This is a genomic window from Donghicola tyrosinivorans, assembly GCF_003003355.1.
GTDB lineage: Bacteria > Pseudomonadota > Alphaproteobacteria > Rhodobacterales > Rhodobacteraceae > Donghicola > Donghicola tyrosinivorans.
In genome coordinates this window covers 327,381-341,410 of sequence record NZ_PVTQ01000002.1, presented here as the reverse complement: position 1 = coordinate 341,410, position 14,030 = coordinate 327,381, and the positions used below count along the sequence as shown (strand labels likewise).

Sequence of the window (14,030 nt, the reverse complement as noted above, 5' to 3'; positions counted from 1 at the left end):
CAAGGGCTTTGCGAAACCGACCCCCTTTGATATATTCAGAGTCCAACAGTCTGGAAGCCAGTCATGAATGCCCCGAGCGACCTGTCCATGAAATCCGAAGATGTCCTGCGCTATGAGCTGGAGATCTTTAAGCAAAAGCACCGCGATCTGGACGAAGCTATCGCCGCCCTTCATGACAAGGGCACCGCGGACCAGCTAACGCTGCAACGGCTCAAGCGTGAAAAACTGGGCCTCAAGGACCGGATCGCGCGGATTAACGACCTTCTCTATCCTGATATTATTGCGTGATCTAACGGTTCCGCTATAAGGCGCACTCTAGCTAAGAGGAGCGCCAATGAGCACACCCCGCGTAGGAATCATCATGGGCAGCCAGTCGGACTGGCCCACCATGAAAGAAGCCGCTGACATGCTGGATGCCCTCGGGATCGCGCATGAGGTCAAGATCGTCTCGGCCCACCGCACCCCCGATCGCCTCTGGGATTACGGCAAAACCGCCGCAGACCGCGGTTTGCATGTGATTATCGCCGGTGCCGGCGGCGCTGCCCACTTGCCGGGCATGATGGCCTCGAAAACGCGCATTCCGGTGATTGGCGTTCCGGTCCAGACCAAAGCCCTTTCGGGCGTGGACAGCCTTTATTCGATCCTGCAAATGCCCCGCGGCTTCCCCGTTGCCACCATGGCCATCGGCGGCGCAGGTGCGGCCAACGCGGGCCTCATGGCCGCTGGCATTCTGGCGGTGAACGATCCCGAACTGGCCGCCCGTCTGGACAAATGGCGTGCGGACCTCTCGGCCTCTATCGCAGAGGAGCCCGTCCGTGACTGACGCCCTTCTTCCCGGCAGCACTATCGGCATTCTTGGCGGCGGCCAACTGGGGCGGATGCTGTCCCTTGCGGCGGCACGCCTTGGCCTCAAGACCTCGGTTTATGAGCCCGATCCCAACGCCCCTGCCGGTCAGGTTTGCGACAAGCTGACCACCGCATCTTACGATGATCTGGACGCCCTGCGCGCTTGGGCGGCGGATGTGGATGTCATCACCTATGAGTTCGAGAACATCCCCACCGATGCCCTTGACGCTCTTGAGGCGCTCAAGCCCATCCACCCCAACCGCCGCGCATTGGCCGTGTCGCAGGACCGCCTGACGGAAAAGGCGTTTCTCACCGATCTGGGCCTTAAAACCGCGCCCTTCGCAGCCGTGGACGACGCCGAGGACATGGCCGAAGCCCTGACCGAAATCGGTGCCCCCGCGATCCTGAAAACCCGCCGCTTCGGTTACGACGGCAAGGGCCAGGCCCGCATCAAAACCGCTGAAGACGCCGAACAGGCCCTCGCGGATATGAACGGCGCCCCCGCGATCTTCGAAGGTTTCGTGGACTTCAGCCATGAGGTCTCGGTCATCGCAGCACGCGGCACCACCGGCGAAGTCGCCTGCTTCGACCCCGGTGAGAATGTCCATGTGAACGGCATCCTGCACACCACCACGGTCCCCGCCCGCCTCAGCGCCAAACAGCGCACGGATGCAGTGCTGCTGGCGGCGCAGATCCTGAACAAACTGGGCTACGTGGGCGTCATGGGGGTCGAGCTTTTCGTCACACCTCAAGGCCTTGTGGTGAATGAAATCGCACCCCGCGTTCACAACTCGGGCCACTGGACGCAGGCAGGCTGCGCCGTGGACCAGTTCGAACAGCACATCCGGGCGGTCGCGGGCTGGCCTCTTGGCGACGGCCAACGCTACGCCGATGTGGTGATGACCAACCTGATCGGGGACGACGCGCACACTTGGCCGGAGCTGGCGAAACAGCCGAACACCCAGATCCATCTCTACGGCAAAGCCGAGGCCCGCGCTGGACGCAAAATGGGCCACGTGAACCGGATCACCAAAGCATAAAGCAAAAGGCCCGCACATGCGGGCCTTTTTCCTTTTGGCAGATTACGCCAGAAACCGCCGCGCCAGCGGATGGGTCAGATAGGTGATCTCACCCCCCGCGATCGTCGCGCCCACGCGTCCTGTCGCAGCATCAAAGATCACCAGATCGGCCCGCTTGCCGCTGGCGATCACACCGCGATCTTCCAGTCCAAGCGCCCGCGCCGGACCTTCCGACAACAGTCGCCACGCGCTGGCCAGATCGCAAATCCCCTCTTCCACCAAAGACAGCGCCGCATAGCGCGGGCTGGGATAATGGTAGTCCGAGGCCAAGGCATCACACAGCCCCAGACGTACAATCTCGCGCGCGCTGACGTTGCCCGCATGGCTGGCCCCGCGCACAATATTCGGCGCGCCCATGACAACCACCTCATCATGGTCCCGCGCGGCCGCCGCCGCCTCAATGCTTTCAGGAAACTCGCTGACCTTGGCCCCCAAAGCACGCCCCTCGGCCCGATCCTCAGCGCTGCCATCGTCATGACTGCCAAGACGCACGCCCCGCGCCAACAGCTTCTCCGCCATCTCCGCCAATGCCGCTGGCACCTTATCCACTTGCGCGTGCAGCCGTTGCATCAGCGCCAGATGCGCCTCGGGACTGCGGCCCGATTTCAACGCCTGCCCTGTCAGACGGGGCGGCTTGCGTCCCTGCGCCAAGCGGTCATGGGGCAAGTGATCATTGAACACCACATAGCCGATTCCCGCCCGATCAATCAGCGCCAGCGCCTCGTCGAACCGATCGATCAGATTGGTCTCCAGCCGCAACTGCAGCCGCAAATCGGTCGAGACCTGAGGCGCCGCCACAAGCCACGCATCCACCAGCTTTTCGGCAAACTCAGGGCCACGCATGCCCCCTTCCCAGCTAAAGAACTGGGCCAGTACGGCCGTTGTGATCCCGTTCGCGGCCAACTCGGCCTCAACAGCGATCAGGCCGTTCTCCATCGCCGTCAGCGCCCCGCGCCGCACGGCCACATGACGCTCGAACCCGTCGCCATGCACATCCACGATGCCGGGCGCTAGGGTCCAACCGCTCAGGTCCACGCGCCGCCCCTCGGCCTGATCCACGATCAGTCCGTCTGCAACGCTCACATCCTGCGCGGCCACCCCATCGGGGCCAATCACCTGCGCACCGGCAAATATCCAAGACTGCTTTGTCATAGCGCTCTCTTGCCCTGCCCCGCGTCCCTCGGCAAGAGTGAGCGTAGCGAAGAAAGGCCGATCATGAGACACAAGACCCCCCGCATCGCCACCCGCGCCGTTCTGCTCCACCAAGACCGTCTGCTGCTGGTCAACGCATGGCCGGATGGGAAAAGCGATCTGTGGTGTGCGCCCGGTGGCGGCGTCCAGATCGGCACCAGCCTGCCCGATAACCTTGCCCGCGAAGTCCATGAGGAAACCGGCGTGCATATTGCTGTCGGCGCGCCTTGCCTGATCAACGAATTCCACGACCCCAAAAGCGGCTTTCACCAGATTGAGGTGTTCTTTCGCTGCTCCACCCCTGATCCCGAGATCGACCCCGCTTGGCGCGATCCCGAAGGCGTGGTGACCGACCGCCGCTGGGTCACAGAGCCCGAAGCCCGTCGCCTGCGCCTTAAACCCGACAGCCTGATCGACGTGGCCTTCGGTGCGGGCGGGCTTACCTACGACCCGCTTGAACCGATCCAGCACTAAGCGATAACGCCACACCCCCAAGCACCAGTGCACCCGCCAGCATCAGACGCAAAGATGGCACCTCGGCCAGCAACAGCGCCCCACCAAGACCCGCAATCACCGGCACCGTCAACTGCGCCACCGCCGCCCGCGCGGCCCCCAATCGCGGCACCAACTGATACCACAGGGCATAGCCAAGACCGGAGGCAATCGCCCCCGACACGCAGGCCAAAATCGCCCCGCGTGCCGTAACATCCCCGCCGTTGATGATCCAGGCCAGACCTGCCAGCGGCGCCGCCAGTACAAAGTTCGCCGCCGTCCCGGCGGTCGCCTCACGCTCATGCCGACCCGCCAGCGAATACAACCCCCAAGCCACGCCAGCGCCCGCCATCAACACAGCAGGTCCCATCGCAACAGTGCTGCCCCCCGGACTCAGCAGCCAGACCAGACCGCCAAAGGCCACCGCCGCCCCAATCCAGCGCATCAAAGGCACCTCTTCCCGCCGCAGCACTGCGGCCAGAAACATGGTGATCTGCACCATCCCGAACAAAAGCAAGGCCCCCAGCCCCGCATCCAGCGCCTCATAGGCTAGCGAGAAACACAGGGCATAACCCAACAGCGCCAACACACCGGTGACGCGCGGGCCCTGCCGCCAGGGCATCGCGCCCCCGCGCAACCCCACCAGCGCCCAGAGGACCACAGCGCCGGACGTCAACCGCACCGCAGCAAAGCCCATGGCGGACATGCCAGCCCCCTCCACAGCCATCCGGTTCAGCACCGAATTGGCCGCGAAAGCCACCATCACCACCGCTGTCAGCACGAAGAACCGCATAACACCCTCAATCAGCCAAAGGCTTTGGGATAAACCAAATCGCCGTCCAGCGCGCCCGCGCCGCCAGCCACCAACGTGTGGGCAATGTCATAAGGCGACGTCAGACCCGCGGCCCGCGCGGCCAAAAACCCGCACCGCTCGTAAAACGGCACATCCCCCAGAACGACAACCACCTCACCCGAGGCTTCGGCCCATGCTGCCAGCTGTCCGACAAACCGCCGACCATGCCCGCGCCCTTGCCAATCGGGGTCAATCGCGACGGGGGCCAGACACAACCAACCCTTGGGCCCGCGCATCCGCGACAAGGCGTAGTAACCCACTACACCATCATCCGAAGGCAGCACCATCTCACCGGCCATATCTCCGGACCGGCGCAAGGCCTCAACCAGCCGCGCCTCATCGGGCCCCTTGAAGGCCCGCTCCAGCAAAGCGGCGACTTCGGCCTCTTCCCCGCGCTTCATCTCCCGCGCGAACCTAGGCATCTTCAGCATCCCGCCCCCTGCTTCTTTATTGCCCAAATACTCATCGGCACCACCTGACCATAGAAACGGCGCAAAAGAAAAGGGCGCCCCGCAGGACGCCCTCTCCGTAATTCCGATAAACGGCAGATTACATCATGCCGCCCATGCCGCCCATGTCGGGCATTGCAGGCGCGCCGCCGTCTTTCGAGGGCTTGTCTGCAACCATCGCTTCGGTGGTGATCAGCAGGCCAGCAACCGATGCCGCGTCTTCCAGAGCGGTACGGGTCACTTTGGCGGGGTCGATCACGCCGAACTTGAACATGTCGCCATATTCGTCGGTCTGAGCGTTGTAGCCGAACTTCAGGTCTTCGCTTTCGCGGACTTTGCCAGCAACAACCGAGCCGTCAACGCCTGCGTTTTCAGCGATCTGGCGCAGCGGTGCTTCCAGAGCCTTACGGACGATTGCAACACCGGCGTTCTGGTCGGCGTTCGCGCCTTCCACACCTGCCAGCGACTTGCCAGCCTGAACCAGAGCAACACCACCGCCAACTACGATGCCTTCCTGAACAGCTGCGCGAGTTGCGTTCAGCGCGTCATCAACGCGGTCTTTACGCTCTTTCACTTCAACTTCAGTCATGCCGCCGACGCGGATAACAGCAACACCGCCTGCCAGTTTGGCAACGCGCTCTTGCAGCTTCTCACGGTCGTAGTCCGACGAGGTCTCTTCGATCTGGTTGCGGATCTGGCCAACGCGGGCTTCGATCTCGGCTTTGTCGCCTGCACCGTCAACGATGGTGGTTTCGTCTTTGCTGATCTGGATTTTCTTGGCGTTGCCAAGCATGTCCATGGTCACCGATTCCAGCTTCATGCCCAGATCTTCGCTGATCACCTGACCGCCGGTCAGGATCGCGATGTCCTGCAGCATCGCCTTACGACGATCGCCGAAGCCGGGTGCCTTAACAGCAGCAATTTTCAGGCCGCCGCGCAGTTTGTTGACAACCAGAGTTGCCAGCGCTTCGCCTTCTACGTCCTCTGCGATGATCAGCAGGGGCTTCTGCGACTGGATGACCTGCTCCAGCAGGGGAACCATCGGCTGCAGCGACGACAGTTTCTTCTCATGCAGCAGAACCATGCAGTCTTCCAGCTCGGCAATCATCTTGTCCGAGTTGGTTACGAAGTAGGGCGACAGGTAGCCACGGTCGAACTGCATACCTTCGACGACGTCGGTCTCGGTTTCCAGACCTTTGTTCTCTTCGACGGTGATGACGCCTTCGTTGCCAACCTTCTGCATCGCGTCTGCAATCTGGCGGCCGATTTCTGCTTCGCCGTTGGCCGAGATGGTGCCAACCTGAGCAACTTCTTCGGTGCCTTCAACGGGACGGGCAGCTGCTTTGATCGCTTCGACGACTTTGGCAGTTGCCAGGTCGATGCCGCGCTTCAGGTCCATCGGGTTCATGCCAGCTGCAACAGCTTTCATGCCTTCTTTGACGATCGCCTGCGCCAGAACGGTCGCGGTGGTGGTGCCGTCACCTGCTTCGTCGTTGGTACGCGAAGCAACTTCTTTCACCATCTGGGCGCCCATGTTCTCGAACTTGTCTTCCAGCTCGATCTCTTTGGCAACCGAAACACCGTCTTTAGTGATGCGGGGCGCGCCGAACGACTTTTCCAGAACCACGTTGCGGCCTTTGGGGCCCAGGGTCACTTTCACGGCGTCTGCAAGGATGTTCACACCCTTCAGCATACGGTTACGGGCGTCGGTGTTAAACTTGACGTCTTTAGCAGCCATTGTGCTTTTCCTCGTCTGAATATGTTTGGATTAGAAGGCGGACGATCAGGCGATAACGCCCAGGATGTCGCTTTCCTTCATGATCAGCAGTTCTTTGCCGTCGACGGTCACTTCGGTGCCCGACCACTTGCCGAACAGAACGCGGTCGCCAGCTTTCACATCCAGCTCGACGCGTGCGCCTTTGTCATCGCGGACGCCTGCGCCAACTGCGACAACTTCACCCTCTGCGGGCTTCTCTTTCGCGCTATCGGGAATGATCAGACCACCAGCGGTTTTTTCTTCGCTCTCAACGCGACGGACCAGCACACGGTCATGAAGCGGGGTAAATGCCATCTCTGAGGCTCCTTGGCTCAAAGTTAAATCCTGTTGGATCCCCGGCCAATCCCGGGGCGTTATCACTCACCCTCCGTGAGTGCTAACGAGGGGAAGCTAGGTATCGCAAAGATCAGAGTCAAGCACCCCATGCGAAGAATTTTCGCTACTTTTCCAGTCTCATTCCCGTTTGGCGGATTGAGCGCCCATCCCCACCGCCTTACCTTCTGCCTAAAGATAAGGGGTCCCCGTATGCGTTCAATTCTTCTCGGCCTGATCAGCAGTTTCATGCTGGCAACCACTGCGGCTGCCACCTGCGGCAATGGTCCTGCCCTGACCGATTACCTCAGCCCCGAAGAATATGAACAACTGACGAAAATCACGTCCGAAACGGTGAATGGCTCAGGCATCCTTTGGCACGCCAAGCGGGGGGATCAGTCCCTGATCATCGTGGGCACCTTGCATATCTCGGACCCGCGCCATGCCCGCACCATGGCCAAGCTGCGCCCCTTGATACGCAGATCGGACTTCGTCCTGCTTGAGGCCACATCAGACGAAGAGGCCCGCCTGAAAGACGCCATCGCCAATGAGCCGACCTTCGTTTTCAATCCCGATGGCCCCACCCTACCCGATCAGCTGGAAGAAGAGGTCTGGACCCAACTGCGCGCCGCCATGAACGCCCGCGGCATCCCCTCGCCGCTGATTGCCAAGATGAAGCCGTGGTACGTGGCCATGCTGCTTTCGGTGCCGCCCTGCGCCATGCAGATGATGGCCACGGGCGACGGCGGGCTGGATAAACTGGTGGAACAGATCGCTGACAAGAACCAGATCCTGCGCGGCCCGCTGGAAGACTGGCGCACACTATTTCGTATCTTCGAAAGCATCCCCGAAGACGAACAGTTGGACTTCCTGCGCCTCTCACTCACCCCCGATGCCCAATCGCCCGAGGCCTTCACCGCCCTGCTGGATGCCTACTTCCGCGAGGACCACGCCACCGCATGGGCGCTATCCACGGTGCTGGCCTACCGCGACACCACTCGCCCCGCAGAAGAGATTGCCGAGGATCTGAAAATCACCGAAGACCTGCTGCTGACCTCGCGCAACCACAAATGGATGCCCGAAATCCTGCGCGCGGCCGAGACCTTCGATCAGAGCGTTGTCGCCGTCGGTGCCGCCCATCTGATCGGGCAAGAAGGGATCCTGTCCCTGCTTGCAGCCGAAGGCTTCAGCATCAGCCGCATCCCCTTGTAAGCCCCGCTCCAGACCGCGGCCTCACACCAAACAGCCTGCACCAAAGTTGTGACAACCTGTCCACCACGTTCTGGTGACAACGGCACCGCGCAGCCATATAAGGCACGCGACAAAACTCATGCTCCGAGGAAATTTCCAATGACGACACTCGTTTTCGGCCACAAAGCCCCTGACACCGACTCGACCGGCAGCCCGATCATCTGGTCGTGGTACCTGAACGAAGTGAAAGGGATCGCCGCATCCCCCCGCCTTCTGGGCGAGCCGAACACCGAAGCCGCCTTTGTCCTGACCCGCTGGAACTTGGACAAGCCGGAAATTATCTCGGACGTGGCTGCCGACACCCCCGTCGTCATCGTGGACACCAACAACCCCGCCGAACTGCCCGCAGGCATCAATGAGGCCGACATCCAAGGCATCATCGACCACCACAAGCTGGTCGGCGGTCTGGAAACCAAAGGCCCCATCGACATCACCGTGCGCCCGCTGGCTTGCACCGCGACCATCATGGTTGACCTGATGGGTGACGATGCAGCCAAGATGCCCGAAGCCATCAAAGGCGCCGCCCTGTCGTGCATCCTCTCCGACACGCTGGAATTCCGCAGCCCTACCACCACCGACCACGACCGCGCGGTCGCGGAAAAGCTGGCGGCTGATCTGGGCGTGAACATCGCCGACTACGCCGCTGAACTGTTCGCTGCCAAGTCGGACGTTTCGGCGTTCTCGGACGCGGAACTGATCCGCATGGATTCGAAAGAATACGAAGTCGCCGGCAAGAAATTCCGTGTCTCGGTTCTGGAAACCACCGCCCCCCAGATCCCGCTGGACCGCAAAGCCAGCCTGATGGAAACCTTCAAGACCGTTGAAGCCGAAGATGGCGTCGATCAGGTTCTGTTGTTCGTCGTGGACATTATCAAAGAAGAGGCGACCCTCTTGGTCCCCAACGATTTGGTCAAAACCGTCGCAGAGAAAAGCTTTGGCGCGACCGTGGATGGCGACACCGTCGTTCTGCCCGGCATCATGAGCCGCAAAAAGCAGATCATCCCCAACCTGGCACTCTGATCCGCCAAGGGGCGCAGATTTTTCGGCGAAAAATCTGTCCACCGCCTCTGGCCCGCGTCGAACGATTTTCGGCGAAAATCGTTTCAGGCAGACCCTTCGCAGGAAGGGTCTGCCTTTTTCATGCGCCACAAAACTGTGATCAGCAGCGACCCTGCGTCCTATCCCGCTGCGTGCGGCCCATCTCTTAAAGTCCGGTCATTGTTTGACAGGATTTCCCAATGACCGCCCTTCCCCCGAATGCACAGCTTCTCGCCCCAGCCGCAAAGCTGGACTACTTCGACGTTCGCTCTGCTCCGCTGCCCCATCCCATGACCGCTCTTGAGGCATGGAACCTGATCATGTCCCGCCCCCTGCCGCTGATCCGGCTGGCCTTCAAAATCCGCGATGCGATTTCGGGTCTTTTCGGCGTGAAAAAGATCGGCGGCTTTACCGGCGCCCGCCAAACATCCGTTGCCACGGGCGATCATCTGGATTTCTTCTTGGTCGAAGACATCACCCCCGATTGCCTTGTCCTGACCGAGCGCGACCGGCACCTAGATGTGATGACCTGCATCGCGGTGCATGACGATCGGCTTTTCGTGATCTCGTCGGTGCTGACACACAATCTCTTCGGCAAGGTTTACATGCTGCCCGTCGGCCCCGCGCACAAATTGATCGTAAACGCGATGTTGCGACGTCTCGACACCGGCGTCAAAGGTGCCTCGGCGACGCACTAAAGTCTTTTCTGACCGCAGGGAACCGACTACCCGTGTCATGACGTTTGCCATACGCAAGCCATACCCAATGCAGACCCTCAAAAAGGTGCCCGCTCATGACCCGTATCGTCCAGTCCCTCGCCGAGATTTCCTCGAACTACGACGCCCTGTTTTGCGACCTCTGGGGGTGCGTCCATGACGGGATCAAAGTCCTGCCCGAGGCGGCAAAGGCCCTGCAAGCCTACCGCGCACAAGGCGGGTTCGTGGTGCTGGTCACCAACAGCCCCCGCCCCCGCGCGGGCGTGCACAAACAGCTGCTTGAACAGTTCGAAGTGCCCGAGGATTGCTGGGACGTGATCGCCACCAGCGGCGATAGCGCCCGCGCAGCCATGTTCACTGGCGCCGTGGGAGAAAAAGTCTACCACATTGGCACCAAGTGGGATGAACCTTTCTTTGAGCCCCTAAAGGTCATCGAAAATCCCGTGGACGTCCAGCGCGTCGAACTGAAAGACGCCGAGGGCATCGTCTGCACCGGCCCCTTCGATCCGATGGCCGATATCGAAGACCTGCGCCCGCAGTTGATGCTGGCCAAACAGATGGGCCTCAAGCTGCTGTGCGCCAACCCCGATATCGTCGTGGACCGTGGCGAGACCCGCGAATGGTGCGCGGGCGCAGTGGCCAAATTCTACACCGAGCTTGGCGGCGAGAGCCTCTACTTCGGCAAACCCCATCCGCCGATCTACGATCTGGCCCGCCGCCGCATGGCCGCGATGGAGAAGGATATTCCCGACAGCAATATTCTTGCGGTAGGCGACGGGATTCTTACCGATATCGCTGGCGCGATGGGCGAAGGAATCGATTCGCTGTTCATCACCGGCGGTCTGGCCCGGGATATTACCAAAACGTCGCATCAGCCGGACGCCGATGCCCTAACCTCTTATCTTGATGAGGAAAAATCCAATCCGACCTACGCGATTGGCTACCTTCGGTAGAGTGGGATTGCAAATCTCCCCTTGATTTTCTGCATCTGCAAAGTAATAAAGTTACCCAAGTAAGCTTTGCATGTGCCGGAAAATTACCCTTCCATTTTCTGGCACTCGGATCGGAGGACCCGAATGTTGGATAACCTGCCCCGTGGTACAATCTGCATCGAAGACATCGAAATGGGGATGTCCCGCTATCTGCGCAAAGTGGTGACCGACCGCGACATCGAGATGTTCGCCGAGGTCTCCACAGACCGCAATCCGGTGCACCTTGATGACGAATACGCGCAAGACACCATCTTCGAAGGCCGTATTGCCCACGGGATGCTGACAGCCGGTCTAATCTCGGCTGTGATTGGCGAACAGCTGCCCGGCCATGGCACCGTTTACATGGGTCAGACCCTGAAATTCCTGGCCCCCGTGCGTCCCGGTGACATGGTGCTGGCCAAGGTCACCGTGATCGACATCGACCACGCCAAGCGCCGCGTCACTCTGGATTGCGTCTGTGAAATCGACGGCAAACCGGTGCTGAAAGGCGAAGCAAAAGTGCTGGCACCCAGCCGCAAATTCGACTGAGCCTTGCGTAGGCGCATCAGGAAGGCTAACTGCCCTTCATGCGCATCATTCGCGATCATCAGTTTGTTGCCTCGAACGATAAAGGGGCCAGCGTCGCCATCGGGAACTTCGATGGCGTCCACTTGGGGCATCAGGCCGTCATCGGCCTTGCCCGCGATGCAGCCACCGCTCTGAACGCCCCCTTGGGCGTCATGACGTTCGAGCCGCACCCCCGTCAGGTTTTCGCCCCCGATGGCCCGCCCTTCCGCCTCATGAGCGCGGAAAGCCGTGCGAACCGTCTGGACAAGCTTGGCGTTGATTTGCTGTATGAGCTGCCCTTCAACCGCGTGCTGGCCGCGCTGGACGCCGAAGCCTTTGCCCGTGAGGTGATCGCCGAGGGTCTGGGCCTGCGCCATGTGGTGGTGGGCGATGATTTCCACTTTGGCAAAGGGCGCAGCGGCAACGCGAATGATCTGGCGCGCTTTGGCGAACAAATGGGGTTTGGCGTGACAATCTCGCAAATGGTTCAGGGATCGCAGGGGCGTGTGTCCTCGACCGCGATCCGTCAGGCGCTGGCCGATGGCAATCCCCGCCACGCCGCCGAGATGCTGGGACACTGGCACCGCATTGATGGCCCCGTCATCAGCGGTGAACAGCGCGGACGCGAACTGGGCTATCCTACTGCCAACATGTCTGTGGACGGACTGCACCTGCCGAAACTGGGCGTCTATGCGGTTCTGGTTCAGGTGAAGGAAGGCCCCCACAAGGGCAACTACCACGGGGTCGCCTCGCTTGGGGTGCGGCCCATGTTCGGTGAGAACAAGCCCAACCTTGAGACCTTCATCTTTGATTTCAAAGGCGATCTCTACGGCACCCATCTGTCGATCGGTCTGGTGGACTACCTGCGCCCCGAACTGAAGTTCGACGGGCTGGACGCCCTGATCACCCAGATGGACGCGGACAGCGCGCAGGCGCGCGCGATCTTGGCCGCCCTATGAAGGACCCGATCGAGCGTAAAAAGGTCCGGTCAAAGTTCTGGGAACGCTTCCCGCTGGACAAGCTGACCGATGTGGAATGGGAAGCCCTCTGCGACGGCTGCGGCAAATGCTGCCTGAACAAGCTGGAAGACCCCGACACCGGCGAGGTTGCCCTGACCCGCGTGGCCTGCCGTCTGCTGGACGATCAGACCTGCCGGTGCAGCCAGTACCCGATCCGCCACCAGTTCGTGCCTGAATGCATCGTCCTGAAGCCCGACACGCTGGATCAGCACGCCTACTGGATGCCCGAGACCTGCGCCTACCGGCTACTCTGGCAGAACAAGCCTCTGCCCGAATGGCATCCCCTGCTGACAGGGACCGCGCAATCGGTACATGATGCCGGTGTTTCGGTCCAAGGCTGGACCATTCCCGAATTCGAAGTCGATGAAGACGAATGGGAAGATTATATTATCGAGGAACCCATCTGATGCATTTCGCCTCTGACAACACCGGCCCCATCCACCCCCAAGTGATGGAGGCGCTGACAGAGGCGAACAACGGGTACCTTCTGCCCTACGGCAACGACGAGGTCACTCAGGTCGCCATCGCCGCCGTGCGGGATGTGTTTGAGGCCCCCGAAGCGCAGGTTTTTTTCGTTCCCACAGGCACCTCTGGCAATGCGCTGGCGCTTTCGACCCTGTGTATGCCCTACCAGTCCGTGCTATGCACCGCCTTGGCCCATATCCACGAGGACGAATGCGGCGCGCCCGAATTCTATGGCGTGGCCAAGCTGTCCCTGATCGGTGATAGCGATCTGATGGACCCTGACGCGCTAGAGCGCGAGATTGTATTTCTGAACGAAGGCGGCGTTCACAGTGCCCAACCGGGCGCAGTCAGCATCACCAATGTGACCGAGCGGGGCCGTCTTTACACCCTGGACCAGATCACCCGCATCGCTGAGGTGACCCACCGCCATAACCTGCCCCTGCATCTGGATGGCGCACGCTTTGCCAATGCCTGCGCGGCGCTGGATTGCTCGGCCGCCGAGATGTCTTGGAAGGCTGGCGTCGATGTGGTGACCTTTGGTGGCACCAAGTCGGGCTGCATGGGGGTCGAGGCGGTGGTGTTCTTCAACCCCGACCACGCCCGCGGCTTTGCTGCCCGCCGCAAGCGGGCTGGCCTGCTGTTCTCAAAAAGTCGGTTCCTGTCCGCCCAAATGCTAGGGTTCTGCCGCGATGGCCTGTGGCGGCAACTGGGGGCCGAGGCGAACGCCCGCGGCCAATATCTGGCCGACATCCTACGCCAGCATCCCCGCATCGAATGGCCCTATGCGCCTGAGGCGAACATGCTGTTCCCCGCCCTGCCTCGTTCCGAAATCAAGCGTCTGATGGATTCGGGCGTGAAGATGAATCACTGGGGCAGCATTGAGGGTGATGGCAACGAAATGCTGCTGTCGCGCTTTGTTTGCGACTGGTCCTTGCCCTATGAACAGATCGATGCCTTCGCCGAAATCTTGCGCGGAATGGGATAATTCCGCCCCGAAAGTATCA

17 protein-coding genes are annotated in these 14,030 nt (G+C 61.0%); 12 read left to right on the top strand and 5 right to left on the bottom strand.

The window, feature by feature from the left end; genetic code table 11:
• Positions 1–63: 63 nt before the first annotated feature.
• From CLV74_RS04155 to CLV74_RS04145, 3 genes are read left to right on the top strand one after another with little or no spacing between them, the layout of a single operon-like run.
• Entirely contained in the window at positions 64–288 is a 225-nt protein-coding gene (locus CLV74_RS04155; protein WP_106262955.1) for a YdcH family protein, read from the top strand.
• A 46-nt stretch (positions 289–334) separates the two neighbouring features.
• Positions 335–823: a 5-(carboxyamino)imidazole ribonucleotide mutase gene (gene purE, locus CLV74_RS04150; protein ID WP_106262954.1), complete on the top strand. Its 489-nt coding sequence runs from the start codon at positions 335–337 to the stop codon at positions 821–823.
• Complete coding sequence (locus tag CLV74_RS04145; RefSeq protein ID WP_106262953.1) at positions 816–1,886, top strand: 5-(carboxyamino)imidazole ribonucleotide synthase; 1,071 nt, start codon at positions 816–818, stop codon at positions 1,884–1,886. The genes purE and CLV74_RS04145 overlap by 8 nt, the downstream gene beginning before the upstream one ends.
• A gap of 42 nt (positions 1,887–1,928) precedes the next feature.
• On the opposite strand, the gene CLV74_RS04140 is transcribed toward CLV74_RS04145, so the two are convergent.
• Positions 1,929–3,077 (bottom strand): alpha-D-ribose 1-methylphosphonate 5-triphosphate diphosphatase, encoded by a 1,149-nt coding sequence (locus CLV74_RS04140; protein WP_106262952.1) that lies wholly within the window; start codon positions 3,075–3,077, stop codon positions 1,929–1,931.
• 63 nt (positions 3,078–3,140) lie between these two features.
• Between CLV74_RS04140 and CLV74_RS04135 the strand changes: the two genes are divergently transcribed.
• Positions 3,141–3,590 carry an NUDIX domain-containing protein gene (locus tag CLV74_RS04135; RefSeq protein WP_106262951.1) on the top strand — a complete coding sequence of 150 codons (450 nt, stop codon included), beginning with the start codon at positions 3,141–3,143 and terminating at the stop codon, positions 3,588–3,590.
• On the opposite strand, the gene CLV74_RS04130 is transcribed toward CLV74_RS04135, so the two are convergent.
• The 4 genes from CLV74_RS04130 to groES all read right to left on the bottom strand — a co-directional run bounded on the left by CLV74_RS04130 (position 3,556) and on the right by groES (position 6,981).
• Complete coding sequence (locus CLV74_RS04130; protein ID WP_106262950.1) at positions 3,556–4,401, bottom strand: DMT family transporter; 846 nt, start codon at positions 4,399–4,401, stop codon at positions 3,556–3,558. The two genes, CLV74_RS04135 and CLV74_RS04130, sit on opposite strands and share 35 nt — an antisense overlap.
• A gap of 11 nt (positions 4,402–4,412) precedes the next feature.
• Positions 4,413–4,892: a GNAT family N-acetyltransferase gene (locus CLV74_RS04125; protein ID WP_106262949.1), complete on the bottom strand. Its 480-nt coding sequence runs from the start codon at positions 4,890–4,892 to the stop codon at positions 4,413–4,415.
• A 118-nt stretch (positions 4,893–5,010) separates the two neighbouring features.
• Positions 5,011–6,648: a chaperonin GroEL gene (gene groL / locus CLV74_RS04120; RefSeq protein WP_106262948.1), complete on the bottom strand. Its 1,638-nt coding sequence runs from the start codon at positions 6,646–6,648 to the stop codon at positions 5,011–5,013.
• A 45-nt stretch (positions 6,649–6,693) separates the two neighbouring features.
• Positions 6,694–6,981 carry a co-chaperone GroES gene (gene groES / locus CLV74_RS04115; protein ID WP_106262947.1) on the bottom strand — a complete coding sequence of 96 codons (288 nt, stop codon included), beginning with the start codon at positions 6,979–6,981 and terminating at the stop codon, positions 6,694–6,696.
• Between the two features lie 231 nt (positions 6,982–7,212).
• Between groES and CLV74_RS04110 the strand changes: the two genes are divergently transcribed.
• From CLV74_RS04110 to CLV74_RS04075, 8 genes are all read left to right on the top strand, one after another.
• Positions 7,213–8,211, top strand: a complete 999-nt coding sequence (locus tag CLV74_RS04110) for a TraB/GumN family protein (RefSeq protein WP_170107976.1) — start codon at positions 7,213–7,215, stop codon at positions 8,209–8,211.
• A gap of 138 nt (positions 8,212–8,349) precedes the next feature.
• Positions 8,350–9,270 (top strand): manganese-dependent inorganic pyrophosphatase, encoded by a 921-nt coding sequence (locus tag CLV74_RS04105; RefSeq protein ID WP_106262945.1) that lies wholly within the window; start codon positions 8,350–8,352, stop codon positions 9,268–9,270.
• Between the two features lie 218 nt (positions 9,271–9,488).
• Positions 9,489–9,986 (top strand): DUF2867 domain-containing protein, encoded by a 498-nt coding sequence (locus tag CLV74_RS04100; RefSeq protein ID WP_106262944.1) that lies wholly within the window; start codon positions 9,489–9,491, stop codon positions 9,984–9,986.
• Positions 9,987–10,081: 95 nt separating this feature from the next.
• Complete coding sequence (locus CLV74_RS04095) at positions 10,082–10,957, top strand: TIGR01459 family HAD-type hydrolase (protein WP_106262943.1); 876 nt, start codon at positions 10,082–10,084, stop codon at positions 10,955–10,957.
• Positions 10,958–11,080: 123 nt separating this feature from the next.
• On the top strand, positions 11,081–11,524 hold the full coding sequence (locus tag CLV74_RS04090) for a MaoC family dehydratase (RefSeq protein WP_106262942.1): 444 nt from the start codon (positions 11,081–11,083) through the stop codon (positions 11,522–11,524).
• Positions 11,525–11,562: 38 nt separating this feature from the next.
• The gene (locus CLV74_RS04085) at positions 11,563–12,501 is read left to right on the top strand and encodes a bifunctional riboflavin kinase/FAD synthetase (protein ID WP_106262941.1); all 939 of its coding nucleotides are present in this window, start codon (positions 11,563–11,565) and stop codon (positions 12,499–12,501) included.
• On the top strand, positions 12,498–12,968 hold the full coding sequence (locus CLV74_RS04080; RefSeq protein WP_106262940.1) for a YcgN family cysteine cluster protein: 471 nt from the start codon (positions 12,498–12,500) through the stop codon (positions 12,966–12,968). The genes CLV74_RS04085 and CLV74_RS04080 overlap by 4 nt, the downstream gene beginning before the upstream one ends.
• Entirely contained in the window at positions 12,968–14,011 is a 1,044-nt protein-coding gene (locus tag CLV74_RS04075) for a threonine aldolase family protein (protein ID WP_106262939.1), read from the top strand. The genes CLV74_RS04080 and CLV74_RS04075 overlap by 1 nt, the downstream gene beginning before the upstream one ends.
• Positions 14,012–14,030 lie beyond the last annotated feature (19 nt).

What these genes read in the sequence shown, in the direction of transcription:
- CLV74_RS04155 (WP_106262955.1), top strand. Translation starts at nt 64, where the DNA reads ATGAATGCCCCGAGCGACCTGTCCATGAAATCCGAAGATGTCCTGCGC.
- purE (WP_106262954.1), top strand. Translation starts at nt 335, where the DNA reads ATGAGCACACCCCGCGTAGGAATCATCATGGGCAGCCAGTCGGACTGG.
- CLV74_RS04140 (WP_106262952.1), bottom strand. Translation starts at nt 3,077, where the DNA reads ATGACAAAGCAGTCTTGGATATTTGCCGGTGCGCAGGTGATTGGCCCC.
- CLV74_RS04135 (WP_106262951.1), top strand. Translation starts at nt 3,141, where the DNA reads ATGAGACACAAGACCCCCCGCATCGCCACCCGCGCCGTTCTGCTCCAC.
- CLV74_RS04130 (WP_106262950.1), bottom strand. Translation starts at nt 4,401, where the DNA reads ATGCGGTTCTTCGTGCTGACAGCGGTGGTGATGGTGGCTTTCGCGGCC.
- CLV74_RS04125 (WP_106262949.1), bottom strand. Translation starts at nt 4,892, where the DNA reads ATGCTGAAGATGCCTAGGTTCGCGCGGGAGATGAAGCGCGGGGAAGAG.
- groL (WP_106262948.1), bottom strand. Translation starts at nt 6,648, where the DNA reads ATGGCTGCTAAAGACGTCAAGTTTAACACCGACGCCCGTAACCGTATG.
- groES (WP_106262947.1), bottom strand. Translation starts at nt 6,981, where the DNA reads ATGGCATTTACCCCGCTTCATGACCGTGTGCTGGTCCGTCGCGTTGAG.
- CLV74_RS04110 (WP_170107976.1), top strand. Translation starts at nt 7,213, where the DNA reads ATGCGTTCAATTCTTCTCGGCCTGATCAGCAGTTTCATGCTGGCAACC.
- CLV74_RS04105 (WP_106262945.1), top strand. Translation starts at nt 8,350, where the DNA reads ATGACGACACTCGTTTTCGGCCACAAAGCCCCTGACACCGACTCGACC.
- CLV74_RS04100 (WP_106262944.1), top strand. Translation starts at nt 9,489, where the DNA reads ATGACCGCCCTTCCCCCGAATGCACAGCTTCTCGCCCCAGCCGCAAAG.
- CLV74_RS04095 (WP_106262943.1), top strand. Translation starts at nt 10,082, where the DNA reads ATGACCCGTATCGTCCAGTCCCTCGCCGAGATTTCCTCGAACTACGAC.
- CLV74_RS04090 (WP_106262942.1), top strand. Translation starts at nt 11,081, where the DNA reads ATGTTGGATAACCTGCCCCGTGGTACAATCTGCATCGAAGACATCGAA.
- CLV74_RS04085 (WP_106262941.1), top strand. Translation starts at nt 11,563, where the DNA reads ATGCGCATCATTCGCGATCATCAGTTTGTTGCCTCGAACGATAAAGGG.
- CLV74_RS04080 (WP_106262940.1), top strand. Translation starts at nt 12,498, where the DNA reads ATGAAGGACCCGATCGAGCGTAAAAAGGTCCGGTCAAAGTTCTGGGAA.
- CLV74_RS04075 (WP_106262939.1), top strand. Translation starts at nt 12,968, where the DNA reads ATGCATTTCGCCTCTGACAACACCGGCCCCATCCACCCCCAAGTGATG.